This is a genomic window from Luteibacter sp. PvP120 (assembly GCF_054055715.1).
In genome coordinates, this window is the sequence record NZ_JBSRXP010000006.1 from 319,100 (window position 1) to 345,038 (window position 25,939).

At 67.3% G+C, this 25,939-nt stretch carries 22 protein-coding genes; 6 read left to right on the plus strand and 16 right to left on the minus strand.

Features of this window, described 5'->3' with window-relative positions; translation table 11 throughout:
- Window positions 1-18: 18 nt before the first annotated feature.
- A complete protein-coding gene (locus ACVKN3_RS14385) occupies window positions 19-1,017 on the plus strand; it encodes an alpha/beta fold hydrolase (protein ID WP_354514897.1) in 999 nt (332 codons plus the stop codon).
- Between the two features lie 4 nt (window positions 1,018-1,021).
- Here ACVKN3_RS14385 and ACVKN3_RS14390 read toward each other — a convergent pair whose 3' ends face one another.
- The 8 genes from ACVKN3_RS14390 to ACVKN3_RS14425 form a co-directional block, all read right to left on the minus strand.
- A complete protein-coding gene (locus ACVKN3_RS14390; RefSeq protein ID WP_354514899.1) occupies window positions 1,022-1,699 on the minus strand; it encodes a hypothetical protein in 678 nt (225 codons plus the stop codon).
- A gap of 86 nt (window positions 1,700-1,785) precedes the next feature.
- Complete coding sequence (gene trpE, locus ACVKN3_RS14395; protein ID WP_285406817.1) at window positions 1,786-3,261, minus strand: anthranilate synthase component I; 1,476 nt, start codon at window positions 3,259-3,261, stop codon at window positions 1,786-1,788.
- Between the two features lie 240 nt (window positions 3,262-3,501).
- The gene (locus ACVKN3_RS14400; RefSeq protein ID WP_354514902.1) at window positions 3,502-5,499 is read right to left on the minus strand and encodes an ATP-binding protein; all 1,998 of its coding nucleotides are present in this window, start codon (window positions 5,497-5,499) and stop codon (window positions 3,502-3,504) included.
- Window positions 5,500-5,509: 10 nt separating this feature from the next.
- A complete protein-coding gene (pdsR, locus tag ACVKN3_RS14405) occupies window positions 5,510-6,199 on the minus strand; it encodes a proteobacterial dedicated sortase system response regulator (RefSeq protein WP_285406821.1) in 690 nt (229 codons plus the stop codon).
- 434 nt (window positions 6,200-6,633) lie between these two features.
- Window positions 6,634-7,404 (minus strand): SEL1-like repeat protein, encoded by a 771-nt coding sequence (locus ACVKN3_RS14410; RefSeq protein WP_354514904.1) that lies wholly within the window; start codon window positions 7,402-7,404, stop codon window positions 6,634-6,636.
- A 114-nt stretch (window positions 7,405-7,518) separates the two neighbouring features.
- Window positions 7,519-8,193, minus strand: coding sequence for a ribulose-phosphate 3-epimerase (gene rpe, locus ACVKN3_RS14415; protein ID WP_036139632.1), 675 nt, complete (start codon window positions 8,191-8,193; stop codon window positions 7,519-7,521).
- 391 nt (window positions 8,194-8,584) lie between these two features.
- Entirely contained in the window at window positions 8,585-9,397 is an 813-nt protein-coding gene (gene djlA, locus ACVKN3_RS14420; RefSeq protein ID WP_036139630.1) for a co-chaperone DjlA, read from the minus strand.
- Window positions 9,394-9,708, minus strand: a complete 315-nt coding sequence (locus ACVKN3_RS14425; protein WP_354514906.1) for a c-type cytochrome — start codon at window positions 9,706-9,708, stop codon at window positions 9,394-9,396. The genes djlA and ACVKN3_RS14425 overlap by 4 nt, the downstream gene beginning before the upstream one ends.
- A gap of 455 nt (window positions 9,709-10,163) precedes the next feature.
- On the opposite strand from ACVKN3_RS14425, the gene ACVKN3_RS14430 reads away from it, so the two are divergent.
- From ACVKN3_RS14430 to ACVKN3_RS14445, 4 genes are all read left to right on the plus strand, one after another.
- Window positions 10,164-11,060 (plus strand): phosphoribosylaminoimidazolesuccinocarboxamide synthase, encoded by an 897-nt coding sequence (locus ACVKN3_RS14430; protein ID WP_354514908.1) that lies wholly within the window; start codon window positions 10,164-10,166, stop codon window positions 11,058-11,060.
- A gap of 112 nt (window positions 11,061-11,172) precedes the next feature.
- Window positions 11,173-11,640 (plus strand): Mpo1 family 2-hydroxy fatty acid dioxygenase, encoded by a 468-nt coding sequence (locus tag ACVKN3_RS14435; RefSeq protein ID WP_354514910.1) that lies wholly within the window; start codon window positions 11,173-11,175, stop codon window positions 11,638-11,640.
- 13 nt (window positions 11,641-11,653) lie between these two features.
- Complete coding sequence (locus ACVKN3_RS14440) at window positions 11,654-12,067, plus strand: hypothetical protein (protein ID WP_036139622.1); 414 nt, start codon at window positions 11,654-11,656, stop codon at window positions 12,065-12,067.
- Window positions 12,068-12,157: 90 nt separating this feature from the next.
- Window positions 12,158-12,340, plus strand: coding sequence for a DUF2061 domain-containing protein (locus ACVKN3_RS14445; RefSeq protein ID WP_036139620.1), 183 nt, complete (start codon window positions 12,158-12,160; stop codon window positions 12,338-12,340).
- On the opposite strand, the gene ACVKN3_RS14450 is transcribed toward ACVKN3_RS14445, so the two are convergent.
- Together ACVKN3_RS14450 and ACVKN3_RS14455 are read right to left on the minus strand one after the other, a co-directional pair.
- Window positions 12,323-14,449, minus strand: a complete 2,127-nt coding sequence (locus ACVKN3_RS14450; protein ID WP_354514912.1) for a beta-agarase — start codon at window positions 14,447-14,449, stop codon at window positions 12,323-12,325. The two genes, ACVKN3_RS14445 and ACVKN3_RS14450, sit on opposite strands and share 18 nt — an antisense overlap.
- 63 nt (window positions 14,450-14,512) lie before the next feature.
- Window positions 14,513-15,832, minus strand: a complete 1,320-nt coding sequence (locus ACVKN3_RS14455; RefSeq protein WP_285406839.1) for an APC family permease — start codon at window positions 15,830-15,832, stop codon at window positions 14,513-14,515.
- Window positions 15,833-16,057: 225 nt separating this feature from the next.
- Here ACVKN3_RS14455 and ACVKN3_RS14460 point away from each other — a divergent pair, with 225 nt between their 5' ends.
- Window positions 16,058-16,630 carry an REP-associated tyrosine transposase gene (locus ACVKN3_RS14460; RefSeq protein WP_354514913.1) on the plus strand — a complete coding sequence of 191 codons (573 nt, stop codon included), beginning with the start codon at window positions 16,058-16,060 and terminating at the stop codon, window positions 16,628-16,630.
- A gap of 137 nt (window positions 16,631-16,767) precedes the next feature.
- On the opposite strand, the gene lpdA is transcribed toward ACVKN3_RS14460, so the two are convergent.
- From lpdA to lipB, 6 genes are all read right to left on the minus strand, one after another.
- The gene (lpdA, locus tag ACVKN3_RS14465; protein WP_354514914.1) at window positions 16,768-18,603 is read right to left on the minus strand and encodes a dihydrolipoyl dehydrogenase; all 1,836 of its coding nucleotides are present in this window, start codon (window positions 18,601-18,603) and stop codon (window positions 16,768-16,770) included.
- Between the two features lie 15 nt (window positions 18,604-18,618).
- On the minus strand, window positions 18,619-20,379 hold the full coding sequence (gene aceF / locus ACVKN3_RS14470) for a dihydrolipoyllysine-residue acetyltransferase (RefSeq protein WP_354514916.1): 1,761 nt from the start codon (window positions 20,377-20,379) through the stop codon (window positions 18,619-18,621).
- Window positions 20,380-20,632: 253 nt separating this feature from the next.
- The gene (locus tag ACVKN3_RS14475; protein WP_354514918.1) at window positions 20,633-21,529 is read right to left on the minus strand and encodes a mechanosensitive ion channel family protein; all 897 of its coding nucleotides are present in this window, start codon (window positions 21,527-21,529) and stop codon (window positions 20,633-20,635) included.
- A 125-nt stretch (window positions 21,530-21,654) separates the two neighbouring features.
- A complete protein-coding gene (locus ACVKN3_RS14480; RefSeq protein WP_354514920.1) occupies window positions 21,655-23,985 on the minus strand; it encodes a carboxy terminal-processing peptidase in 2,331 nt (776 codons plus the stop codon).
- Window positions 23,986-24,016: 31 nt separating this feature from the next.
- Window positions 24,017-25,015, minus strand: a complete 999-nt coding sequence (gene lipA / locus ACVKN3_RS14485) for a lipoyl synthase (protein WP_285406856.1) — start codon at window positions 25,013-25,015, stop codon at window positions 24,017-24,019.
- 13 nt (window positions 25,016-25,028) lie between these two features.
- Entirely contained in the window at window positions 25,029-25,697 is a 669-nt protein-coding gene (gene lipB, locus ACVKN3_RS14490) for a lipoyl(octanoyl) transferase LipB (protein WP_285406858.1), read from the minus strand.
- Window positions 25,698-25,939 lie beyond the last annotated feature (242 nt).

The window sequence follows — 25,939 nt, forward strand, 5'->3', positions numbered from 1 at the left end:
CCTTGTCGGAGTATGGCGATGCGTCGCGTGTTTCTTGCCCTCTCTCTACTGCTTCCCGCCCTGCCCGCGTTTGCGGACGACACCCCGCGCGTCGAGGCGCTGGGCGCACGCCTGGAGCGCGCGCCCTACCCCTATCCGGTCACGATGTTCACCGTACGCAGCGAAGGCCGCGCGTTCGAGATGGCGTACATGGACCTCACGCCCGCCCATCCGAACGGCCACACCGCGGTGCTGCTGCACGGCAAGAATTTCTGCGGCCCGTACTGGGTGGCCACCGCCGAGCACCTGCGCGACCGCGGCTACCGCGTGGTCATCCCCGACCAGATCGGCTTCTGCAAATCGTCCAAGCCGCGCGAATACCCCTACGGCATCCACCAGCTGGCCGCCAACACGCATGCGTTGCTCGCCAGTCTGGGCGTGGACAAGGCCACGGTGATCGCCCACTCGATGGGCGGCATGATCGGCGCACGCTACGCGCTGATGTATCCGGAAGGCGTGGAGAAACTGGTGCTGGTCGACCCGCTGGGCCTGGAAGACTGGCGCGCCAAGGGCGTGCCCTGGCGCAGTGTGGACCAGTGGTATGCGGGCGAGCTGAAAACGTCCTACGCCAGCATCAAGGCGTACCAGATGAAAAGCTACTACGACGGCACGTGGAAGCCGGCGTACGACCGCTGGGTGCTGATGCAGGCGGGCCAGTACGAAGGCGACGGACGCGAGACGTCATCGTGGGCGGGTGCGCTCACCTACGAGATGATCTACACGCAGCCGGTGATCTACGAGTTCCCGCTGATCCGCGTGCCTACCGTGCTCATCATCGGCCAGGCCGATCGCACGGTGATCGGCAAGGACGGCACCCCGCCGGCCATCGCCGCCACGCTCGGCGACTACCCCACCCTGGGCAGGGAAGCCGCCGCGAAAATCCCCGGCGCCCGATTGATCCCGCTCGACGGGCTGGGCCATGCGCCCATGCTCGAGGCGCCGGAGCGTTTCTACCAGGCGCTGGACCAGGCCCTTTGAGGGCTCAGCGACGACGCCCGAAGGCCAGCACCTCGGAGGTGTAGGTCTCGACCAGCAGGCTGAAGGGCTGGTTGGTGCCGGTGAACAGCACCGCGTGGTGCTGCAGCACGTCGTGCGGGATGTCCAGCGGGCCGAACTTCGGCGGCGGCAGCGGCGCGTCCATCTCCCAGCCCTTGGGCAGCGGCGCCCAGAGCAGGTCGGCGCTGGTGGTCTGGCGACGGAAGTTCAGCGCCTGCACCACCTTGCCGAACGGCTGGTCGGTGGTGTCCAGGATCTGGTTCATCTCCGGCGTCAGCCGCGACGGCACGTACCAGTTATCCGCCTCGGACAGCACGCGCTCGCCGCAAACCAGCTGCACGTGGCGGTAGCGCACCGGCTCGTCGGGGCCGATGCCCAGCGTCTGCCGTGCGTCGTCGGGCAGCGGCTTGTCCTGACCCTTGACCCGGCGCGCGACGATGGTCGGCACGGCGGCCAGCTGGTGGTCGCCGCACCAGCGCTCCAGCGTCAGCGTGGCGCTGGGATGGCTGAGCAGGTCGGCGTTGAGCGTCTCGATCAGCGCCAGCGCTTCCGTGCGCGACGCGATGTCGTCGCAGAAGGGCTCGCGGGCCAGGGACGGCGTGGCAGTAGCGGCAGCAATGAAGGCCAGGCTGCCGGCAGCGATAAGCGTGCGTGGGTTGATCATGGGGCTCTCTCGTTCCGTGGGGGCGGATGCGCCGGACGTAGGTGCCGTTTCCGGCGCAACCGGTTGCAAGCGGGACGAGGTGGACATTACAGCCCCTTGGCGGCCTGCGCCACCGCACGAAATAGCGCCCTGCCCTTGTTCATCGTCTCTTCCCACTCGGCCGCCGGGTCGGAGTCGTAGACCACGCCGCCGCCCGCCTGCACGTGCAGGCGGCCATCCTGGATCACGGCGGTGCGGATCGCGATGGCCGTGTCGGCATCGCCCCACCAACCGAGCCAGCCGATGGCGCCCGCGTAGATGTTGCGCTTGAACGGCTCCAGCTCCTGGATGATCTCCAGCGCGCGGACCTTCGGTGCGCCGCTGACCGTGCCCGCCGGGAAGGTCGCCTTGATCACATCCATGTAGGAAAGGTCGCCACGGATGTCGCCTTCCACCTGGGAGACGATGTGCATCACGTGCGAATAGCGCTCCACCACGAAGGATTCGGCCAGCTCCACCGTGCCCGTCTGGCTGACCCGGCCCACGTCGTTGCGGCCCAGGTCGATCAGCATCAGGTGCTCGGCGCGTTCCTTGGGGTCGGCCAGCAGTTCGGTTTCCAGTGCCATGTCCTCCGCCTCGTCCTTGCCGCGGCGACGCGTGCCGGCGATGGGACGCAGCACCACGCGGCCGTTCTTCAGGCGCACCAGGATCTCCGGCGACGAGCCGACGATCTGGGTGGGGCCCATGTCGATGAAGAACATGTAGGGCGACGGGTTGGTGGCGCGCAGCGCGCGGTACACGTCCACCGGACGGGCGTTGAAACCGACGCTCAGGCGCTGCGACGGCACCACCTGGAAGATGTCGCCGGCCAGGATGTATTCCTGCGCCTTGCGCACCATGGCCTCGTATTCCTCGCGGGTGAACGACGACTTGAAGTCGGATTCATCCAGCGCGGCCGGCTGCAGCAGCTGCGGATACGACACGCCGCCCTGGCGCAGGCGGAACGTCAGGGCATCCAGTCGCCGCATGGCTTCCGCGTAGGCCTGCGGCTTGGACGGGTCCGCGTGCACGATGAGGTACAGGCGGCCCTTGAGGTTGTCGAACACCGCGATCTCGTCCGCCAGCATCAGCAGGACGTCGGGCGTGCCCAGCTCGTCCTTCTTGTCCCACTGCGCCAGCCGTTCCTCGATGTAACCGATGGTCTCGAAGCCGAAGTAGCCGACCAGGCCGCCGGTGAAGTCGGGCAGCCCCGGCAGCTTCGGCACCTCGTACTGCTTGCGCAGCACCTCGATCTCGGCCAGCGGATCGTCCAGGTGGCGCCGCTCGATCACCTCGCCACTTTCCTCCACTTCCAGCTCGTGCCCACGCAGGCGATACACCCGCCGCGCCGGCAGCCCGATCATCGAGTGACGACCCCAGGTCGCCCCGCCTTCCACCGATTCGAAGAGGAAGGTGTACGGGCCATCCGCCAGCTTGAGGTATACCGACAGCGGTGTATCGAGGTCGGAAAACACCTCCCGTACCAACGGGATGCGGGTAAAGCCCTCGGCGGCGTAGGCGTCGAATTGTTCGCGGGAGATCATGGGTCGTCAGCGGTGACCTTGGGATGACCCGCGATTGTAGGCCCAACGTGACGGGGATGGGGCTGCGACCACCCTCCCACCCCCCGGTAGGAGCCCACGATGTGGGCGATGCTCTTCATCACCGCGACGCAAATACGATGCGGTGATCGCTCACATCGTGAGCTCCTACAACGGCGGGTGATCGCTCACATCGTGAGCTCCTACAACGGCGCGGTGTGGGAGACGTTCGCGTCGGGGTGGTTACCCCAGGCGTTGGCGGGGGAGGCCGCGGAGGTGGAGGGTGAAGGCCACGCCGTCGTCGAGGTTGCGCGCGCTGGCGCTGCCCTGGTGACGTTCGGCGACCAGCCTCACCACGTACAGCCCCAGACCCAGGTGCGGTGCATCGCCGGGGGTGGCCTTGTCGCGCAGGCTGACCAGCGAGTCGAACAGGCGGCCCTGCATCGCTGCGGGTAACGGCGGGCCCTGGTTGGCCAGTTCGATGTCGGCGCCATCGGGCGTGGCGCGTAGGGCGATGCGCAACCAGCCATCCGGCGCGGTGAACGACAGCGCGTTGTCGAACAGCTTGTCGAGCGCCTGCGCGATGAGTTCCGGCGAGCAGTGCATGAACACGGGCGTGGCCGGCATATCGGCGTCGAGGCGGCGCTCGCCGGCCAGGGCGCGATAGCCTTCGGCGCAGCCGCGCACGACAGCCGCCAGGTCGACGTCTTCCGCCTCCGCCGACGCGATGGCGCGCTCCATGCGGCTGGCTTCGCTCATCGCGCGGACCAGCTGGCCCAGGCGTGCCACGCCATCGCGCGCACGGGCGAGGTAGGGCGCAGCTTCCGGCGGCAGGCCGGCGTGATCCAGGTTGTCCAGCGACGACTTGACGATCGCCAGCGGTGTGTTGAGTTCGTGCGACAGCTTGGACGCCAGCGTGCGCAGGTAATCCGTGTAGCCGCCGACCACCTCGAACAGGCGCTCGAAACTGCGCGCCAGGTCGCCCAGTTCGTCGGTGGCGTCGGTCAGCGGGAACGGGCCATCCAGACGGCCGTCATTGGCTTGTGCCCGTTCGGCCGCGTTACGCAGGCGACGCAGGCGGAAGGTGAGCCGCGTGGCGAACAGCAGCAGCACGCCGCCGGCCACCAGCAGCACGGCGAAGCTGGTCAGCAGAAGGCCGAACAGCGCGCGGTTGGCCAACAGCGGCACCGAGCGGCTGGGCTGCTCCAGCAACACCACGCCGTGGCTGCGGCCGCGCATCTGCAACGGCATCGCGGCGGCCAGCACCACGCTGCCGCGTGCCTCGCCCGCACGCCATGCCGTGGCGGTCTTGCCCCGCATCGCCTCGCGCACCTCGGGCAGATCCACCCGGGGCGCGTCTTCCGCCCACGCACTGTCGCTGTCCATCCGCGTCGCCAGCAACGATCGATACACCAGCGACGCAAACCAGCCGGGACGATCGCCGGCGGGCAGGTCCGGCAACGACAGCTTGCCGCTCTGCGCCACCAGCCAGGCATCGGGCGACAGGATGCGGACGCGCACGCCATCGGGCGCCAGCCGCGACACTTCCTGCGACAGCGACGTGGAGAAATCCAGCAGCGGGCGGTTGTCGGCGGTCAGCGGCTCGCTGTCGCCGTCGGCGGCGATGTGGACGCCGAGCCCGAAGCGGTCCAGGCGCAGGCCGCGCGGCAGCTTGAACTCCACCCGGAAACCGCTGCCGTCTTCCTGCCACTGCGCATTGATGCGGTCGGGCAAGACGCCGGCATCCGCATCCAGGGCGATGGCCGTCGTCGCACCCGGCGCGGCACTGGCCATGAGGTAGCGCTGGGTGTCGTCGCCGCTGGCGATGGAGACGATCAGGTGATCGGCATTGAGCGCGAGACGGTCTGCGGCATCCGCACGGCGGCGCTGCGGGGCGCGCACGTCCACGTAGAAATACATCCAGCGGTCGTCTTCGGCCAGCATCACGCGCGTGGCCTTGCCCAGCGTCTGCGCCCACGGGCTGAGCGAGGCCCAGTCGTCGGCGTAACCGTCGACCGTGATCGGCACACTGGTGCGCTGCACGTACCAGGCCGGCCCCGCGGGCGGCAGCGGCGCGTCGACCACCACCAGGCTGCGGGCCATGGCGCGCGCGGAGGCCACCAGGGCCTGCGCCTGGCCTTCGCGCAGCAGCGTTTCCATCTGGCGCACGTACAGCCACCCCGCCACCGGCAGGGCCAGCGTGCACAGGGCGACCAGCAGCAGCTTCTGGCGCAGGCTCATGCGCGGGGCGTCACGGCGTCCAGCGGTAGCCCACGCCGTGCACGGTCTCGATGGCGTCGAAATCCGGCGCCAGCGCGATGAACTTCTTGCGGATGCGCTTGATGTGCGAGGTGATGGTGGCATCGTCCACCACCAGCTCGGCTTCGCGCATCAGCTGGTCACGGTTCTTCACGTGGCCGGGAAAACGCACCAGCGTGTGCACCATCCAGAACTCGGTGACGGTCAGCGGAATCTCGATGCCGTTCCACAGCACGCGCATGCGCTCGGATTCGAGCTTCAGCGGCCCGTGCTCGATCACCGTCTCGCTGGCCGCGGGCGTCTTCAGCGACTCGATCCGCCGGAACAGCGCGGCGATGCGTGCGGCCAGCTGGTGCAGGCTGGTGTCCTTGGACAGGTAATCGTCGGCGCCCAGGCGCAGGCCGGAGATCACGTCGAAATCCGAATCGCGCGCGGTCAGGAAGATGATCGGCAGCGTGGCCGACTTGGCCCGTAGTTCGCGGCACAGGTCGAACCCACCTTCCGGCTCGTCGCCCAGGCCGATATCGATGATGACCAGCTCGGGCAGGCGCATGGCGAAGGCGGTGGAGGCATCGCGACGCGAGCCGTAGCCCCGCGTTTCATAGCCGAAGCGGTTCAGCGCCTCGACGTAGTTGGCGCGGATGAGGGGTTCGTCTTCGACGATGGCGATGCTGCGGGCCATGGGTATTCCGTAGGGAGGATCGGCGTGCGCAGGGTGCTATGGGGGGCCCGCCGGCGCAAGGGCCGCCCGTCGATTGCCCGCGTTTCGCCCTATCCCCGGCCCTTGAGCGCCGTGCACGAACCCTTTGCCTTCGGTTTGCCATAAACCATCCGCGGATTGCCCCTTGTCGGACGCTCCGTCCGCCGCGCGCGGCATTCAACTAGGCATGACGGCGCGCTTGTGGCGCCGATGGAGATACGACGATGACGACCAAACCCGACGCGGACAACACCGAACTCGAGCGCGACTTCGAGCCGCTACGCGTGGCCCTGGCGCTGGGCGCCCTCGTGCTGGGTGTGTTGTTCGGCCTGCACTGACCGTTTCCCCCGAATGCTCCTGCCGGAGCTTCCTTCGCTCCCCTGTCCAGACGGCCAGGGGAGATTTTTATGTGGGCGTCACTCGGCCCGCGTGGTCGGCTTGGTCATGACGCTGCCCAGCTGCACCATCTGCGGATCGCCGACGGTCACGCTGCCGTTGAGGCCGCGAAAATAGTCCTCGCCCGTCCTGGCAATCAGCCTTTCCATCGAGAAGCCGTGCGCGCCGCCGCCGACGCGTGAGCCGTCACCGTTGTTGTACATCCCGACCGCGTCCGAATTCGGTGGGGTGAGCCCGTCGAGAAAAATCGAGCCGCCGAACATGGCAGCGGCCTCGAGGTTGCGCATCTCCGAGAGGTAGATGCGATGCGCGCGGTTGCCGGCAGTCGCATCGGCGTACTTGGGGCGCAGGTCGGCCCAGTAGGCATCTGCCTGCGCCTTCTCCGCCGGCGACAACTCCAGGTAGGCCTTGGCGAACGCGGGCTCGAAACGCGGGTCGTGGCGCTCAGACGCCAGCGCCAGCCAGGCCACGCCCAGCGGGCGGTTGGCCGGGCCTTCGTCGCCGTTGTAATACATCAAGCCCAGCACGTACTGGGCGGGCTTGTTGGCCCAGTAGGCCGCGTCGCGCAGGCGTTCGCGGGCACGACTGTTATGGCCATACCCAAAATCGCGTGCCGCGGCACAGAAGTAGTACTCGCCGGGGAGGATGCGCTGGATGCCGCCGGGGCAGTAGGCATTGACCTTGCGCAACAGGGCGCGCGGGTCGGCCGGCTCGGCCACGGTGTCGGCGACCGCGCTGCCCATGGCAAACGTGGCGAGTATGGCGAACGAAAGCGTACGGAACATGCGCATGAGCTGTCTCCCGAGCGGTCGAGTCGATCCCTTTCAGGCAGCCCCTCGTGTGGGGCTACCCTTACCCTGCCATTACCATACTACCGGGTTTGCTATTGCGTCGTGAAAATGGGCTCAGCCGCCATCGATGGCAGCGTGCATCCGGCGGATCACGTCGGCGTAGTCCGGCGCGGTGAAGATGGCCGAGCCCGCCACGAAAGTGTCCGCGCCCGCGGCGGCGATGGCGCCGATGTTGTCCGCGTTGACGCCGCCATCCACTTCCAGGCGGATGTTGCGGCCGCTGGCGTCGATGCGCTCGCGCACATGGCGGATCTTGTCCAGCGCGCCGGGGATGAACTTCTGCCCACCGAAGCCCGGGTTGACCGACATGATCAGCACCATGTCGATCTTGTCCAGCACGTAGTCCAGCCAGTTCAGCGGCGTAGCCGGGTTGAACACCAGGCCGGCCTCGCAGCCCTCGCCCTGGATCAGCTGGATGGTGCGATCGACGTGCTCGCTGGCCTCCGGGTGGAAGCTGATGCTGCGCGCGCCGGCCTTGGCGAAGTCCGGCACGATGCGATCCACCGGCTTGACCATCAGGTGCACGTCGATGTGCTCGGTGATGCCGTAATCGCGCAACGCCTTGAGCACCATCGGCCCGATGGTCAGGTTGGGCACGTAATGGTTGTCCATCACGTCGAAGTGCACCCACTGCGCGCCGGCATCGAGCACCTTGCGGGTGTCCTCGCCCAACCGGGCAAAATCGGCCGAGAGGATGGACGGAGCGATGACGGGGGCTTGCTTGGGCATGGCGAATACCGTGGTCGTGTCGACGGAGGCCGGCAGCTTAACCCGGCGGCCCTAAAAGCGGCGTACACGACCCCGCCACGACCCGGGCCGTACACAACCCCACCGCTCGCCACGACATCCGCCCGCCACGACACCCGCCCGGTAGGAGCGCGCGCACGTGCGCGACATCTTTTCGCGACAACCACCGAACTGGCGCGCCAGCTCCCAGTCCCGGCCTCAACACATGTCGCGCACATGCGTGCGCTCCTACGCGCGGCCGGACGCGTTCATGCACCGCCGGATGTGTTCTACGCACCGCCGGATGTGTTCTACGCACCGCCGAATGTGTTTTGGGCACCGCCGGATGCATTTTGCGCACCCGCCGGCCGCGTCTTGGACGCCACGCGACGCCTTACTTGAAGCCCTTCTCCGCCTTGATCCGCTCGTACGCCGCATTGATCTCGCTGGCCCGCGATTCCGCGCGGCGGCGCATGTCGTCGGGCAGGTCGCCGAGACGGTCGGGGTGGTGTTCCGAGATCAGCTTGCGGTAGGCACGCTTGATGGCGCGATCGTCTGCACCACGCTGGATACCCAGCACGGCATAGGGATCGGGGCCGGCCGTGTTTCGCTGCGGCGGCACGTAACCGCCGCCGCCACCGCCGGGGTTGCCGTAGGCGCGGCCGCCGCCCGTGGCGTTCCAGGCATAGCCCTTCATCGCCATCAGCGCCATCAGCTCCATGTCGCTGACCCGCAACGCGAAGGCCAACTGGCGCAGGATGCCCATTTTCTCCGTGGACGGATTGCCGCCCTCGGCCAGCACGGTCTCGATGACTACGTCGATCACCGGGAACGCGTGGTCGCGACGGTGGCCCACCCACTGGCGCAGCTCGTCTATGACCTCGGTGGCGTTGAATTCGGGCTGCTTGCCCTCGTTGAACGCATCGATGGCCTGACGGCGCTGCTCCTGGTCCAGGCTCATGCGGGCCATCAGCCGCTCGGCGATGGCGATCTCCGCCTGCGAGATGTGCCCGTCCGCCTTGGCCACCGCGCCGATCAGCGCGAACAGCGGCGCGATGTAGCCGCCCTGCGCGGGCGTGCGTCGGCGCTGCTGCTGGCGACTGGCGTCGAACATGAAGCCGAGCGCGCCGCCGATGAGCGCGCCGAGCAGGTTGTGGGTAGCCCACATGCCCAGGACCGCGCCGATGAGAGTGCCGGAAAAATTCATGGAGCGGCCCTGGAGGGGGTCTGTGCGGAAAACCACTGGGCCAGCTGGTCAAGCTCCGCATCGGTGAGTGGGCCGGTGGCCGCGCGCATCACGGGGATGTCGCGACGGCCGTCACGGTATTGGCGCAACGCATCGCGCAGGTAATCGAGCTTCTGTCCCGCCAGGTTCGGCGCACCCGGTATCCGCGCCATGCCGTCCTCGCCATGGCACGCCGCGCACAGCCCCAGTCGCGCCGGCTTGGCAGGCGGCGTGGCGGCATGGGCAGTGGCGGAAACGGCCAGAACAAGCGCCGCGTGCAGTAGGAATCGCATGGCAAGGTAATAAGGGCAGTAACCGGGAATTCTAGCAGGCGGACTACGTCCGCCTGCGGGTAGGAGCGCACGATGTGCGCGAATCCTCAGCTACGTCCGCCTGCGGGTAGGAGCGCACGATGTGCGCGAACCCTCAGCCCCCACGCTGCGAATGAAGCGGGGCGTCGGCACAGGCAGGCGCTTCCGTGAACCCGGTTGTGAGGGTCGGTGTTGCTTCGTTTGGCGCTTGGAAACGCCTTGCCCATGGCGGGGGTGGCTTCGTTCGCCATAGGTGACGTAGACGGATCGCGCACATCGTGCGCTCCTACCCCCGAGGCCCATTGGCCGGTCTCATGGGTAGGGACGCCCGGGCCCATCGCTCAGACCCCTCGCCCGGAACGCCAGGGCCGCCGGTAAATACGCGAAGGCCGCCGTACAATGGCGGACTTCGAACCGTCCCCTCCGGAGCTTTCGCCGTGCCGACCACCCTCTCGCAATCCGACCTGCCCGGCCTCGAGCTCATCCATCGCGGCAAGGTGCGCGACGTCTACGCCCTGCCCGGCAACCGCCTGCTGATGGTCGCGACCGACCGGCTGTCGGCGTTCGACGTGGTGCTGCCGGACCCGATCCCCGGCAAGGGTGAAATGCTGACCCAGATTTCGAACTTCTGGTTCGAGAAGACCCGGCACATCATTCCGAATCATCTCACCGGCGAGGATGTCGCCTCGGTGCTCCCCGCCGGCGTGGACCCCACGCTTTATGCGAAGCGTGCCGTCATCACCAAGCGGCTGAAGCCCGTGCCGGTCGAGGCGATCGCCCGCGGCTACATCATCGGGTCCGGCTGGAAGGCCTACCAGGCCACCGGCGAGATCTGCGGCATCCGCCTCCCCGAAGGCCTGGAGCAGGCGCAGCAGCTGCCGGAACCGATCTTCACCCCGTCGACCAAGGCCGCCGTGGGCGACCACGACGAAAATGTCAGCTTCGACGTCGTGGTCGATGCCGTGGGCGAAGACCTGGCCAACGCCGTACGCGAGGCCACCCTGGCGATCTACGCCTTTGCCGCGGCCTACGCTGCCGAGCGCGGGGTGATCATCGCCGACACCAAGCTGGAGTTCGGCACGGACGAGCACGGGGTGCTGCACGTGATGGACGAGATGCTGACCCCCGACTCCTCGCGGTTCTGGCCGGCGGACAACTACCAGCGCGGCATCAGCCCGCCCAGCTACGACAAGCAGTTCGTGCGCGACTACCTCGAAGCCCTGGGCTGGAACAAGACGCCGCCCGCGCCAAGGGTGCCTGCCGACGTCATCGAAGGCACGGCCGCCAAGTACGCCGAGGCCCTGGACAAGCTGGCCGGCATCCGCCTGACCTGAGCCTTGCCGCACCGCAAGGTTGACGTGCAGCGTCCCAGGCTCAACGCTTGCCTTCCACGCCCAGGCCGGAGCGCCATGCCCGGCCTGGGACGCCACGCTTCCGGGGGTTTCCATGCGCGACGCGGCACGCTGGTTCGGCAACTACGGCCGTGACCACCAGAACGAGACCAACCAGCTGATCCACTGGATCTGCGTGCCGGCCATTACCTGGTCCGTGGTGGCGTTGTTCTGGCTGCTGCCCGTGCCGGGCTGGCTCGGGCGCCCGGGACTGTGGGCGGTGCTGGCGATGTTCCTGGCCTTCTGTTTCTACTTCTACCGGCTGTCGCGCAAGATCGGCCTCGCCATGGCGGGTGCCTTCATCATCCTGGCCCTGGTGACCGATTCGCTCTACCGCAGCATCGGCAGCAGCGACCTGTTGTGGTCGGCCATCGTCGTCTTCGTGGTCGCGTGGGTCGGCCAGTTCATCGGTCACCGGATCGAGGGCAAGCGGCCCTCCTTCCTGACCGACCTGCAATACCTGCTGATCGGGCCCGCCTGGCTGATGAGCAAGGCGCTGTCCCGCTTCGGCACACCGTACTGATCCCGGCGCCCACGTGACCCAGACCCTCCTCACCCTGTTGTCGGCCATCATCTGGCTGGTGCTCTATGCCAGCGTCGGCGCTGTCGTGCCGGCCCTGATCGGCTGGTCGGCCCTGCGCTGGCTCGAACGCACCCCGGTGGTGTTCAACCGCACCTATCTCGCCATGCTGGTCTGGCTGCTGATCGCGCTGGGCGTGGGCGGGGCGGTGCTGTTGCTGACGCGGCATGGGCAACCGCTGGACGCCTCCCTGCTCGAGTTGGCCTGGGTCCGCGGCTGGCTGGTGCTGGACATGCTGCTCGGCGCATTCCTGATCTGGCGATTGGTCCCGCGCGTCGATGCGCGCCGGGTCAAGCCGACCAGCGCATGCATGACCGTGGCCATCCTGATGGTAGTCGGCATCGTGGGATTCATGGCCCTGCATCGATAGTCGCGTGCTATCGAAAACATCAAAACGATCACTTGGACATCACCCGCGGCACCCCCATAATGAGATCCATTCCCATCTGAGGATTTCGTCATGGCCCGCACCATCAAGTACGCCGCGACGCATTTCAGCATCGCGTTTTCCATGAGCTACGCCGTCAACCAGAACCTGGCCGTCAGTGCCCTGGTGGGCGTGGCCGAGCCTATCGCCTTCGCTCTTGGCCGGGACCTGCTCCGGCAGCGCCGGGTCGACCTGCCGCTACCGCGCGCCGCCTGAGCCCCCGCCGACCCGGGCATTGGTGTCGGTAACGGCCCGGGTGAAGTCCTTGAAAGGGATATCGGCAATGCCGACCAGCCCGATGTGCGCGTTTTCCCCGTCGAGCACCCGGCCGGTGACCGGCTGGTCGATGTACTGGAACCAGTGCGTGCCCACAATGACACCCGACGCGACGGCGGCGTCCACGAAGCGCGCGTAGGCCTTGCCCCGCTCTTCCTCACTTCCCACGGCCGCCACGCCGTTGCCGAACGGCCCGCGATCGGCCGACCCGAAGTGGAACTCCGTGATCATCACGGGCTTGTCCATCTTGCGAAAGGCCGCCACGTCGAAACCGTGCTCCGGCACATCCGTGTAGGTGTTGATGCTGGTGACGTCGGCGTAGGCGGCGCTGGCCTGCTCCACTTCCGGGGTACGGACGGCAAGCCGGCCACCGAGGAACAGGTGATGCGGATCCGCCTTCTTCAGCGTCTGCGCGACGGTGCGGAAATACTGATCGGCGAACAGGCGCAGGAAGGCGATGTTGTCCGCGGCCACGGCGGGATGTGCTTCGCTCGGGTCCGGCGCCTTGAAGCCCTTGGCGGCTACCTGATCCCAGGTGGTGACGTTCACGCCCCACGCCTTGGCGAAGCTGGCGGCGTCACCGTGAGTTTTTTTCAGGTAGGCGAGGAAGGCTTGCTTGGCCGGGCTTTCCGGCCCCTGGGCGAGCGAGCCCACCGCCAGCGCCCACCGCCCTTGCGGCCCCTGCCCGGCCCAGGCCAGTTCGTTGTCGGCAAAGTAACCGAGCAACCACGGGTCGTCCGTCACGCCCTTGCTCGCGTTGGCGACGGCCGCTTGCGTGGCCTTGAGGAAGCGCGGATCGAACGGGTCCGGCATCCGGCCCCAGTAGTCGTAGCCCGTGCTCACCGTGTTGAAATCGCCCTTGATGAGGATCGGCACCGTGTAGGCGATCCGGTGGTCGGTGGCGAAGGCCGGGTCGCTCCAGTTGCCCAGGGTGTTGAAGCGCCAGCTGCGCAGTCGATCGACACTGCGCTTGCGCCACGCCGAGGCAAAGTCGTTGCCCAGGCTGCGCGACACGTTCTGCGAATAGATGTCCCACCAGCGCCCGTGGTTCATGCCGTTGTCGCGCTGCGAGCCCTGGTCGCTGCGGCTGTCGGCCACACCGCTGAACGTGCCGTGGTACACGCCCGGATCGAGGAACATGAATTCGCGGCCCTGCACGTAGGTGCGGGCATCGGTGAGGTTCACCGCATTCACCCCCAGCGAGAAGAACGCGTGGCCCTCCGGCGTCACCAGCCACCAGCGGTCGCCCTGCTTCTGCGTGTGGAAGAAGCCGGTGACCTTGAGTGCCGGCCGATCGAGGCGGCCACCGAAACGGTCGAGACCCGGCGACGCCGCCGCGGCGTCCTTCGCGTCGGCCGGTAGAGCCGCGCGCTCCTTCAAGGCTGCATCGCTGTCGATCTTCTCCGGCCATGTCGCGCGGGTGTACTGCCCATACCGATCGACGATGCCGGTGTACGCCTTGCGCAGGTCACTGTCGCCCGCCACCGTGTCCAACGTGCCGAACAGCAGCGTTTGTGCAGCACCCGGTTGCGGCATGGACAAGGTCACCGAGGTGATGGCGCCGGCATCCACCGCGCCATCCACGGCCGTGGCCACCAGTCGTTTGTCCTTGCCGTCATCGAACGGCATCGGCGGGCCCACCTGCATGCCGAACGCACGCGGCGAGGTGGCTTTCAGTGTTACCGACAGCGTCTGCGGTGGCCCCGGCGGCAGCCCGACCACCGTCTTCAGGTGCTTCTCGCCCGAGGCGATATCGACGATGAGCGTGACCGGCCAGGGCATGCCGTTCTGTACGCGCAGGCGCAGCGTGCCATCCGGCTGCCATGCCCACGTGCCTTGCACTGGCGCGATCACCAGCGATGGCGCGGCGGACGGCTTGAACGTCACCGCCACCAGCTCGCTGCCATCGGCCGCCTTGCGTGGCGTGGCATCGAGCGTGGCGTCACGCGTGGTGACATGCGTGGCGGATGTCGGGTGGACGAGGTCGACCGTGGTCGCCTGGGCGGAGACGGTGGCCGTCAGGAGCAGCAGGGGCAGGTAGGTACGCATGCCCCGAATCTGCCACGGAACGCTTGAACGAGGGTTACACGGGGCGGCTGTCGAGGCGAGCGCCTACGCGCTTTTCCGCCGCCACAGGTAATACACCGGCACACCGACGGCAATGATGAGCAGGCTCATCCCGGCATCGCCCGGCTCGGTAATCGCGGTGGCGGCAATCACGCACAACACCGTCGTCGTGAACACCAGCGGCAACACCGGATACCCAGGCACGAGGTAGGGCGAGGGCTCATCGCGTAATTTCCTGCGATACCAGAAGATGGTCGCGATGCCGAACGCATGCGACAGCCATTCGCCCACCGTGGTGTAGTTGAGCAACGCCTTGAAGCTGCCCGACAGGATCAGCACGATCGCCCAGCCGCCCAGTGCCGCCAGTGCGAACTGCGGCGCGCCGGTCTTCGCGTCGATGCGCGCGATCGGACGGAAGAACATGCCGTCCGCGCTCATCACCTGCAGCACGCGTGCGCCGCCGGCGATGGCGATGCTGCAATAACCGAAGGTCGAGCAGGCAATGCCCACGGCGATGATGGTCGCGCCGGATTCGCCGAACACACGACGCATCAGGTCCGCCGCGGGCGCCGTGCTCGCGGCCAGGCCGGCATGTCCCAGGCCGGCCATGTAGGCGATGTTGACCAGCACGTAGCAGACCACGACGGCGAGCATGCCCAGGCCCAGCGCTCGGGGCAGCGTGCGTTGGGGCTCACGCACTTCGCCGGCCAGGTCGTTGAGGTAGTGGAACCCACCGTAGGCGAACAAGGCCGGGAGGATGGCACCGATCACCGTGCTGGCCGGCACGTCGTGCGTGGGATCGGCCACGAACGCCGCCCCCAGGTGCCCGCGCGCCAGGTAGAGGCCCACGACGATCAGCAACGCGACCGCGCCCAGTTTCAGCACGGTGAAGATGTTCTGCACCCATGCGCCGGCACGGATGCCGAACAGGTTCACCGCCACGATGAAGGCGATCGCCCCCACCGCCAGCGGCTTGACCCACTCCTGCGGCAGGCCGGTCGCACGACACGCGTAGTCGGCGAACGTGGTGGCGACGGCGGCGACGCTGCCGGGGTAATTGATCAGCGCCATCGTCCAGCCAAACAGGAACGCCGGTAACTGGCCGAAGGCTTCGCGCAGGTACACGTAGGTGCCGCCCGCCTGCGGCCGACGCGCCCCCAGCTCGGCATAGCAGAGCACGCCGGCAAGGGTGAGCAGGCCGCCGAGCGTCCAGAGCAGGATCACCTCCGTGCCCGAACTGGTCAGCTGAGCCACGGTGGCCGGCGTGCGGAAGATGCCTGCCCCGATCACGCCGCCGATGACGATCATCGCGGCATCCCAGATGCCGAGGCGACGGAGGTAGTGAGCTGGCTGCGGTGCTGGCATCACCGGACGATGCCACAACCGCTCGCGCGATGCGATGTGCCGTTGTCGATGATCGCGGGGTAGAGCGCCCGATGTGCGCGATGGGGCTTGCCGCGTCGCCGCGTTGTTGGCTTTTAGCGCACATCGTGCGCTCCTACCCCCGGACGTCGGGTTTCGGGCACGGGGCATCTTGCGATGCGGTGGGCGCCGCTGTTTCGACGGTGTCGACGTCGGGACGATGGACGAATGACATCGCACCCTGGCAACAAGGCACTTCGTCGCGGTCGGGTTTCCGAAGCCGGCCGCATCTACCTCGTCACGGCCGTGGCCTGGAATCGTGCACCGATCTTCGGCGACTACCGCATCGCGCGGCGGATAGCCCGCATCGTCCACGCACCGGCCACCTGGCGACACGCCGAATGCCTGGCCTGGGTGCTGATGCCCGATCACTGGCACGGGCTGGTGCAACTCGACGACCATGCCGATGCCGACCTGTCGAAGATGGTCAGGAAGCTGAAGTCACTGGTGACGAAAGCGCTGCGCGATGAAGGGCGCACCTCACCCGTGTGGCAGAGGGCGTTCCATGACCGGGCGTTGCGTGCCGATGAGGATGTCCGCGCGGCGGCGCGCTACATCGTGGCCAATCCGATACGCGCGGGGCTGGTGAGGCGCGTGGGGGATTATCCGTATTGGAATGCTGTTTGGGTGGGGGCGGACGCGGATGGGGGGGTGAGGGGCGGGATGTCTGATGGCGGTCGTGCGTGTCGGATGTTTCTGCACGGACGATCGGGTACGTCGTGCGCTTCTACGCGGCGGTGATCGCGCACATCGTGCGCTCCTACAACGGCTATCGCGCACATCGTGCGCTCCTACACAACGGGTATCGCGCACATCGTGCGCTCCTACAAGGGCGGGTGTAGGAGCGCACGATGTGCGCGATGCGGGTTGCCGAAACGCTATTTCTTCTTCGGGATGTAAAGGTCCGTGATCGTTCCTTCGTACACCTCGGCGGCCATGCCCACGGACTCGCCCAAGGTCGGATGCGGGTGCACGGTGCGGCCGATGTCGCCGGCTTCCGCGCCCATCTCGATGGCCAGGACCAGTTCGGAGATGAGGTCGCCCGCGTGCGGGCCGACGATACCGGCGCCGACGATACGGTGGGTTTCCTCGTCGAAGATGAGCTTGGTGAAGCCTTCGGTGCGGTCGATGCCGATGGCGCGACCGGAGGCCGCCCAGGGGAACTTGCCCACGCCGACCTTCAGGCCCTTCTCCTTCGCCTCGCGTTCGGTCACGCCGACCCAGGCGATTTCCGGATCGGTGTAGGCCACCGACGGAATGACGCGCGCGTCGAAGAAGCTCTTCTGCCCGGCGGCGGCTTCGGCGGCCACCTTGGCCTCGTGCGTGGCCTTGTGCGCCAGCATGGGCTGGCCGACCAGATCACCGATGGCGAAGATGTGCGGTACGTTGGTGCGCATCTGGCGATCGACGGGGATGAAACCCCGCTCGCTCACTTCCACGCCAGCCTTGTCGGCCCCGAGCTTGTTGCCGTTGGGCGAGCGGCCCACCGACACCAGCACGCGGTCGTACACCGTGGTCTCGGGGATGCTGTCACCCTCGAAGGTGATCTCGATGCCTTTCTTCGTGGCCTTGGCCGCGACCACCTTGGTCTTGAGGTGGATGCCCTTGTAGCGCTTGGCGATCCGGCCCTGCAGCGGCTTGACCAGGTCGAGGTCCGCGCCCGGCATCAGCTGGTCGGCGAGTTCCACCACCGTGACTTCCGAGCCGAGGCCCGCGTACACCGTGGCCATTTCCAGGCCGATGATGCCACCGCCGACGACCAGCATCTTCTTCGGCACGTCGCGCAGTTCCAGCGCGCCGGTGGAATCGATGACGCGCTCGTCGTCCCACGGGAAGGACGGCAGCTTCACCGGCTGCGAGCCCGCCGCGATGATGGCGTTCTCGAAGCGGATCAGCTTGGTGCCCTCGGCCGTCTGCACTTCCAGCTCGTGCGCGGAGATGAAGCTGCCCACGCCGGTGACGGTACGTACCTTGCGGGCCTTGGCCATCTGCGCCAGACCGCCGGTGAGCTTGCCGACCACCTTTTCCTTGAACGAGCGCAGCTTGTCGAGGTCGATCACCGGCTTGCCGAACGCGATGCCGTGCGCCTCGATGGCGGCGGCTTCGTCGATCACGGCGGCCGCGTGCAGCAGCGCCTTCGACGGGATGCAGCCGACGTTGAGGCAGACACCGCCGAGCGACTCGTAGCGCTCCACCAGCACCACGTCCAGGCCGATGTCCGCACCACGGAACGCGGCGGTGTAGCCGCCCGGGCCCGAGCCGAGCACGACCAGCTGGCATGTGATGTCAGCCTTGCGACCGGAATCGCCGGCGGCCTTCGCCGTCGACGACGGCGCAGCGGCGGGCGAGGCAGCCGCAGGCGCTGCGGCAGCCTTCGGCGGTGCCGGTGCGGGGGACGGCGTAGCCGGCGGGGGAGCGTCCTTGACTGTCGACTGGCCGACGGCCTTGCCGGCGTCGGACGACGCGTCGCTACCGGAGGCCTCGATGAGGGCGATGACGCTGCCGTCGTTGAGCTCGTCGCCGATCTTGACCTTGATCTCGACGATGGTGCCGGCCTGCGAAGCAGGCACGTCCATCGTGGCCTTGTCCGACTCCAGCGTGACCAGGCTCTGGTCCTTGGCGACGGTGTCGCCGACCTTCACCAGGATCTCGATGACCGGCACATCGTGCGAGCCGCCGAGGTCGGGTACTTTCAGTTCGATCGTGTTAGCCATGCGTATCGCCTCCGGTCAGAGCAACAGGCGACGGATATCGCCGAGCTGCTGGGCGAGGTACACGGCGAAGCGTGCGGCCAGGGCACCGTCGATGACGCGATGGTCGTACGACAGCGACAGCGGCAGCATCAGGCGCGGCGCGAATTCCTTGCCGTTCCAGACAGGCTTCATCTGCGCCTTGGACACACCCAGGATCGCCACTTCCGGCGCGTTGACGATCGGCGTGAACGCCGTGCCACCGATGCCGCCGAGCGAGGAGATGGAGAAGCAGCCGCCCTGCATGTCGGCAGCGGTGAGCTTCTTGTCGCGTGCCTTCTTCGAGATCTCGCCCAGTTCGGCGGCGAGATCGAGCAGGCCCTTGGTATCCGCATTGCGGATGACCGGCACGACCAGGCCATCGGGCGTATCCACCGCGATGCCCACGTTGTAGTACTTCTTCAGCGTCAGCGTTTCACCGGCCGCATCGAGCGACGCGTTGAACTGCGGGAATTTCTTCAGCGCCGCGACCACCGCCTTGATCTGGAATACCAGCGGGGTGACCTTCAGGTCCTTGTTCTCTTCGCCGAGCTTCTTGCGGAAGGCTTCCAGCTCGGTGATGTCGGCGTCTTCGAATTGCGTGACGTGCGGGATCATGGCCCAGTTGCGCGCGAGGTTCGCCGCCGAGATCTTCGGGATGCGACCCAGCGGCTTTTCTTCGACCTCGCCGAACTTCGAGAAATCCACCTTCGGCCACGGCAGCAGGCTGAGCCCGTTGCCACCACCGGCGGAAGCGCCACCCGCGGACGGCGCAGCGCCCGAGGTCATCACCTGCTTCACGTAGCCGGACACGTCCTCGCGCTGGATGCGGCCACCGCGTCCGCTACCCTTGACCTGGGCGACATCGACGCCGAGCTCGCGGGCGAAGGCACGCACGGCCGGGCTGGCGTACGGGGCGTTGCCCGGCATGATGACGCTGGCGTCGAACGACACCGGCGGCGTGCGCGGCGCACCGCCGACCGGCTCCGACTTCGAGGCGCCGGAGGCCGACGACGAAGCGGCTTCGCGCTTCGGTGCCTCGGCGGGCGCCTCGGCGATCCCGGGCTTGTCGGTGGAGGCGGCGGGCTGGGCGTCTGCCGCAGCGGCCTCGGCGGATTCACCGCCCTGCCCTTCGAGCACGGCGATCAGGTCGCCGTCGTTGACCTCGTCGCCAACCTTGACCTTCAGCTCCTTGATGACGCCCGCGGCCGGGGCCGGGATGTCCATCGTGGCCTTGTCGGATTCCAGGGTCATCAGGCTCTGGTCCTTCTCGACCGTGTCGCCCACCTTGACCATCAGCTCGATGATCGGCACCGGCTTGCCGCCGATGTCGGGCACGGTGACGTTGACCGGGCCGGAGGCCTTCGTCGCCGACGGCGCCTTGGCGGCAGCCGGTGACGGGGCGGCGGCAGGCGCCGCGGCAGGCTTGGCTTCGTCGGCCTTCGGGGCCGCCTGGGTAGCCGTCGGCTTCGAGGCTTCGGCCTTCGGCGTCTCGGCCTTGGCCGCCTCGGCCGGGGCGTCGCCGTCGGCTTCGACCAGCGCAATCACGTGGCCTTCGTCCACTTCGTCGCCGACCTTGACCTTCAGCTCCTTGATGACGCCGGCGAACGGCGCCGGCACTTCCATCGTGGCCTTGTCGGATTCGAGCGTCACCAGGCTCTGGTCTTTCTCGACGCGATCGCCGACCTTGACCATGATTTCGATGACGGGGACCGCGCTACCACCAATATCGGGTACGCGGGCTTCTTTGACGTCGGCCATGGAACCTCCAGAAAAACAGGCATCGGCGGGCGGCTAACCCTCCGGCGGGGGAATACGGGCGCCCATGCTGCGGCGCAACCGGAAGATTGTAATCCCTCGCGCGACTTTTCCCACGATTCAAACGATCGTTGGGCCAAAAGCCTGGGGAGCGCCCGATTCACCGGGCGCCGCCACGCCTGTGTAGGAGCGGACGATGTCCGCGAACCCGCATGCGAAAACGACCGTGGCGCCTTATCGCGGACATCGTCCGCTCCTACAACGGCGGTGTCGCGTCAGAAGGCGGTTTCGTGTTCGACGGCGGTGTGGCGGTCATCTGCTCGATCGCGGGGGCGCCCACCACGCGGATCTCGCTCTGCGGGTAGGGAATGGTGATGCCTTCCTCGTCGAAGCGCTCCTTGATCCGGCGCAGCAGGTTGGTCTGCGCGCCCTGCATGTCGGCCACGGTGGTCCAGGCACGGATGACCAGGTTGACGCTGGAATCGCCCAGGGCGTCGGTCCAGACGCCGGGCGCCGGGTCCTTGAGGATGCGCGGGTCGGCCTCGAACAGGTCGGTGATGACCTTCATAGCCTTGCCGATATCGTCGCCGTAGCCGATGCCCACCTTGAACTCGAACCGGCGGGTGCCGCGCACGTTGTAGTTGATGATCGCGTCGCCGCCCACCTTGGCGTTGGGCACCACCGCCTCGCGATTGTCCGGCGTGATCAGGAAGGTGTGCATCAGGTTGACGCTCTGCACCGTGCCGTCGATACCGCCCACGGTGACGTAGTCACCCACGCGGAACGGGCGGAACAGGATCAGCAGCACGCCCCAGGCCAGGTTGGACAGCGAGCTGGTGAGTGCCAGGCCCACGGCCAGGCCGGCGGCACCGATGGCCGCGATGAACGAGGCGGTGGGGATGCCGATGGTGCCGAGCACCTGGATGAACAGCAGCGCCAGCAGCACGCCGTAGATGGCGTTGCGCAGGAACAGCGCCAGGGTGACGTCGACCCGCGCCCGCTCCAGCGCGCGCCGGCCCAGGTTGGCGAGCCGCGCGGCGATCCAGAAGCCGATCACCAGCAGCACGATGGCCAGGCCGATGCGGATGGAGTACGTGAGGATCAGCGCACGCATGGCGGCGTCTACGCCGACACGGTCGAGAAAATCGTTCATGGGCCTGCCTTCGGACGTTGGAAAAATGCGCGTCGAGGCTAGCAGCGGACGGGTGAAGAGGTGGTTTCGGAGCACAAAAAAACCCGCGCCCTGGACGGGCGCGGGTCATGCGGCAGCCCTCACCCTCAGGGCGTGGGCGTACCCGCGGCCGGCGCCACGGCCTTGTGCGGCACCTGCGCGGTCTGCGGGGCGTCGATCTTGCGACCGCCGTACGGCAGTACCTCGGCGGCGACCTTCGGATCCGCTTTGATCATGGCCACTTCGTCGCTGACGATGTGGGCGGCCTCGTCCAGCGGCGTGTCCTTGGCCTTCTTCGCGTCGGCTTCCTGCTTGATCTCGGACTTCAGGCTGCGCTCGTTGGCGTTGAGGCCGTCGTCGCCTGTGTTGTCATCGGACGCGTCCGATGCGCTGCCGTCGCCACCGAAGATGGCCTTCCGGCGGTTGCGGAAGTCGGTCTGCATCGCCTCGTACTGCTTGCGCTCGGCCTGGCGGGCCGCGAAGTTGAGCGAGATGTCGGTCTTGTCGCGCAGCTTCTTGTACTGGGCCATCTCATCCAGCATCAGCTTCCACGCCGGCGACGTGGCCACGCGGGCGTCGTGCTTCTGGTTGAGCGGACCGAAGATGGGCTTCAGGTCGGCGACCGGCTTGTAGTCGGCCGGGTCGATATGACGCCACGGCAGCGCGTTGTCGTAGGTAGACTCGCCGAATTCCTTCGCGTCGCCGTTCTGCGGGAACTGCACGTCCGGGGTGACGCCGCGCAGCTGCGTGCTGTCACCGTTGATGCGGATGAACTCCGCGATCGTCATCTTCAACTCGCCGTACTTGGCGTCCTCGCCCGTCTGCGCCTTGCCGAAGCGGTCGAGGTCGACCAGGTTCTGCACGGTGCCCTTGCCGAAGGTGGGCTCGCCGATGATGATGCCGCGGCCGTAATCCTGGATGGCGGCGGCGAAGATCTCCGACGCCGAGGCCGAGCCGCGATTGACCATGACGGCCATCGGGCCGTCCCAGGCCATGCCCGGGGCGTCATCGCCCTGTGCGTCGATCTGGCCGCGCGCATCGCGCACCTGCACCACGGGGCCGGTGTCGATGAACAGGCCGGTGAGCTCCGTGGCTTCCGACAGCGAGCCGCCGCCGTTGTTGCGCAGGTCCATGATGACGCCGTCGACCTTCTGCGCCTTCAGCTCGGTGAGCAGCTTGGAGACGTCGCGGGTGGCGCTCTTGAAGTTGGTGTCGCCGTTACGGCGTGCGCCGAAATCCTGGTAGAACGTGGGCAGGTCGATCACACCGATCTTGCGGGTGACGTCGCCGTCCTTGACCTCGATGACCTTGGACTTGGCGGCCTGCTCTTCCATCGTCACCTTCTTGCGAACCAGGGTGACGATGTCGTGCTTGCCGTCCACGCCGGCATCGGCGGGCAGTACCTCGATGCGGACCGTGGTGTCCTTCTTGCCGCGGATCAGCTTGACCACGTCGTCCTGGCGCCAGCCGACCACGTCGACCATCGGGCCGGTCTCGCCCTGGCCGATGGCCACGATGCGATCGCCCGCCTTCATCTTGCCGGATTTGAACGCGGGGCCGCCGGGCACCAGTTCGCGGATGGTGGTGTAGTCGTCGCGCGCCTGCAGCACGGCGCCGATGCCCTCGAGCGACAGGCGCATGGCGATGTCGAAGGCATCCGCGGCGCGGGGGCCGAGGTAATCGGTGTGCGGATCGGTGGAGTTGGCGTAAGCCGTCATGAAGGCCTGGGTGGCGTCTTCATTGTCCAGCTGGCGTACGCGCGAGATGTACGTGGCGTAGCGCTTGTCCAGCGTCTTGCGGATGTCGTCGTCGGTCTTGCCGGCCAGCTTCAGGCGCAGCCAGTCGTTCATGGTGCGCTTGCGCCACACGTCGTCCAGCTCGGCCTGGTTCTTCGGGGCGGCGGCCTTCTTGCGGTCGAAGTTGAAGCTTTCGTTGCCGCTGAAGTCGAAACCCTTGGCCAGCAGGCCGCGCGCGTAGTTCATGCGGTCCACGGCGCGGGTGATGTACAGGTTGAACACCGAGAACGGGGCGGTCAGGTCCTGGTTCCAGATCGCGTCGTCGAGCTGGGTTTTCATCGGCTCGAACTTGGCCAGGTCTTCCTGGGTGAAGAAGACCTTCTCGCTGTCCAGCGACTCGATGTAGGCCTTGTAGATCTTGGCCGACATGGCGTCGTCCAGGGGCTGGGCCTGGTAATGGAAGCGCGTGAGGAACCGCGCGGACAGCTGCGATGCCTGGGCTTCGGCCGGGGTGGGCTTCAGCGGCAGGGTGGATTCCTTGCGCTGCGGCTCGGGCGAGGTCGCGGCTTCCGAGGCATCCTTCGGCTGGGGAGCGGCCGATTTGGTCGCGGGCGCGGTGTCCGGCTGCGGTTTGGCGTTCTGGGCGTGGATACCTGCCGTCGAAAGGGCGAGCAGGAGGGCGAACGCGGGACGAAGGATCATGTAATCGCAGCCTCGGAGTGCGTTGAAACGTTTATTCGACGACACCCGCGGCGTGAGCCATGAGGTCGGCATGGTAGGAGGATCGCACTAACGGGCCCGAAGCGACATGGCCGAAACCCATCGCCTCACCTGCCACGCGCAGTGCATCGAACTCGTCCGGCGTCCAGTAACGGACCACCGGGTGGTGATGCGCCGTCGGCTGCAGGTACTGGCCGATGGTGATCATGTCGACGTCATGGTTGCGTAGATCGCGCATGGTCTCCAGCACCTGGTCCATCGTCTCGCCCAGGCCCAGCATGATGCCGGACTTGGTCGGGACCTCCGGGTGCTGCGCCTTGAACCGCTTGAGCAGGTCCAGCGACCACTGGTAGTCGGCGCCCGGCCGGACCTCCCGGTAGAGGTGGGGCACCGTCTCCAGGTTGTGGTTGAAGACATCCGGCGGGAAATCCTTCATGACCTCCAGCGCGCGCTCCATCCGGCCCTTGCCGCGGAAATCCGGGGTGAGGATCTCGATGCGGATGTTGGGGCTGGCGTGGCGCACGGCACGGATGCAGGAGGCGAAGTGCTCGGCACCGCCGTCGCGCAGGTCGTCGCGGTCCACCGAGGTGATCACCACGTACTTCAGCCGCATGTCGCGGATGGTCTCGGCCAGGCGGGCGGGCTCCAGCGGATCGGGCGGCTGCGGGCGGCCGTGGGCCACGTCGCAGAACGAGCAGCGCCGCGTGCAGACCTCGCCCAGGATCATGAAGGTGGCCGTGCCCTTGGAGAAGCACTCGTGGATGTTCGGGCAGGAGGCTTCCTCGCACACCGTGACCAGCGAGTTCTCGCGCAGGCGCGCCTTCAGTTCCTGCACGGCGTTGCCCTGCGGCAGGCGGACGCGAATCCAGCCCGGCTTGCGCAGCGTGGGCACGTTCGTGTCGAAGCCCGCGCGATTGAGCGCGATCTTGTCGTTGCCGAGCATCTTTTCGCCGGGTTTGTCGACGACGGCGATGGGGATGCTGCGTGGGGAGAGGGAAGAGGTTTGGCTCATGACGGCTACGTCCTCAGACCGCGACGCGGGCGGGGAGTTCGGGAAGGGTAGGATCGGCGGCGACGGCGGAGAAGCCGAACTGCTTACAGAATTCCTGTACCAGGACGTCTTCCACGTCCACCAACCGCGACGGACCGCCCAAGTCTAACACCTGGGTGACTTCCAAACCCTTGTACCCGCAGGGATTGATGCGGTGGTAGGGGGCAAGATCCATGTCGACGTTGAAGGCCAGGCCATGGAAGCTGCACCCGCGCCGGATGCGCAGGCCCAGCGCCGCGACCTTGGCCCCGGCGACATAGACCCCGGGGGCGCCCTCCTGCCGTTCCGCCCCGATGTTCCACTCGCCCAGGGTATCGATGATGGCCTGCTCGATGCGGCAGACCAGCTCGCGGACGCCCACGCCCACCCGCCGCAGGTCGATCATGGGGTAGGCCACGATCTGGCCCGGGCCGTGGTAGGTGACCTGGCCGCCGCGATCCACGCGCACCACCGGGATATCCCCCGCGGCCAGCACGTGCTCTTCCTTGCCGGCTTGGCCCAGCGTAAACACGGGATCGTGCTCCAGCAGCCACAGCTCGTCGACCGTGTCGTCCGTGCGGTTGTCCGTGAAGGCGCTCATGGCCTTCCAGGTGGATTCGTAGGGAACACGCCCCAGCCGGCGGACGTTGAGGGGGAAGGTCATGGGAGGGGACGGTTCGTAAGGACTATCGGAAAGTTGTGGGCCCCGGGCCGGCGAATCAAGGACCCGCCCGGCACCCGTGTAGGAGCGCACGATGTGCGCGAAAGGGCGCGTTGCCGCGTCCCCGCCTTGTTGGCTTTTCGCGCACATCGTGCGCTTGTGTCTTTTCGATGGGGTAGATTCGAAGTCGAGAGCGGAGTGTGGCAGGCCGATTGTGCGCGGTGCCTTGAGCACGTGTAGGAGCC

Coding starts and splice junctions, on each gene's coding strand:
- ACVKN3_RS14385 (WP_354514897.1), top strand. CDS start 19: ATGCGTCGCGTGTTTCTTGCCCTCTCTCTACTGCTTCCCGCCCTGCCC.
- ACVKN3_RS14390 (WP_354514899.1), bottom strand. CDS start 1,699: ATGATCAACCCACGCACGCTTATCGCTGCCGGCAGCCTGGCCTTCATT.
- trpE (WP_285406817.1), bottom strand. CDS start 3,261: ATGATCTCCCGCGAACAATTCGACGCCTACGCCGCCGAGGGCTTTACC.
- ACVKN3_RS14400 (WP_354514902.1), bottom strand. CDS start 5,499: ATGAGCCTGCGCCAGAAGCTGCTGCTGGTCGCCCTGTGCACGCTGGCC.
- pdsR (WP_285406821.1), bottom strand. CDS start 6,199: ATGGCCCGCAGCATCGCCATCGTCGAAGACGAACCCCTCATCCGCGCC.
- ACVKN3_RS14410 (WP_354514904.1), bottom strand. CDS start 7,404: ATGCGCATGTTCCGTACGCTTTCGTTCGCCATACTCGCCACGTTTGCC.
- rpe (WP_036139632.1), bottom strand. CDS start 8,193: ATGCCCAAGCAAGCCCCCGTCATCGCTCCGTCCATCCTCTCGGCCGAT.
- djlA (WP_036139630.1), bottom strand. CDS start 9,397: ATGAATTTTTCCGGCACTCTCATCGGCGCGGTCCTGGGCATGTGGGCT.
- ACVKN3_RS14425 (WP_354514906.1), bottom strand. CDS start 9,708: ATGCGATTCCTACTGCACGCGGCGCTTGTTCTGGCCGTTTCCGCCACT.
- ACVKN3_RS14435 (WP_354514910.1), top strand. CDS start 11,173: ATGCGCGACGCGGCACGCTGGTTCGGCAACTACGGCCGTGACCACCAG.
- ACVKN3_RS14445 (WP_036139620.1), top strand. CDS start 12,158: ATGGCCCGCACCATCAAGTACGCCGCGACGCATTTCAGCATCGCGTTT.
- ACVKN3_RS14450 (WP_354514912.1), bottom strand. CDS start 14,449: ATGCGTACCTACCTGCCCCTGCTGCTCCTGACGGCCACCGTCTCCGCC.
- ACVKN3_RS14455 (WP_285406839.1), bottom strand. CDS start 15,832: ATGCCAGCACCGCAGCCAGCTCACTACCTCCGTCGCCTCGGCATCTGG.
- ACVKN3_RS14460 (WP_354514913.1), top strand. CDS start 16,058: ATGACATCGCACCCTGGCAACAAGGCACTTCGTCGCGGTCGGGTTTCC.
- lpdA (WP_354514914.1), bottom strand. CDS start 18,603: ATGGCTAACACGATCGAACTGAAAGTACCCGACCTCGGCGGCTCGCAC.
- aceF (WP_354514916.1), bottom strand. CDS start 20,379: ATGGCCGACGTCAAAGAAGCCCGCGTACCCGATATTGGTGGTAGCGCG.
- ACVKN3_RS14475 (WP_354514918.1), bottom strand. CDS start 21,529: ATGAACGATTTTCTCGACCGTGTCGGCGTAGACGCCGCCATGCGTGCG.
- ACVKN3_RS14480 (WP_354514920.1), bottom strand. CDS start 23,985: ATGATCCTTCGTCCCGCGTTCGCCCTCCTGCTCGCCCTTTCGACGGCA.
- lipA (WP_285406856.1), bottom strand. CDS start 25,015: ATGAGCCAAACCTCTTCCCTCTCCCCACGCAGCATCCCCATCGCCGTC.
- lipB (WP_285406858.1), bottom strand. CDS start 25,697: ATGACCTTCCCCCTCAACGTCCGCCGGCTGGGGCGTGTTCCCTACGAA.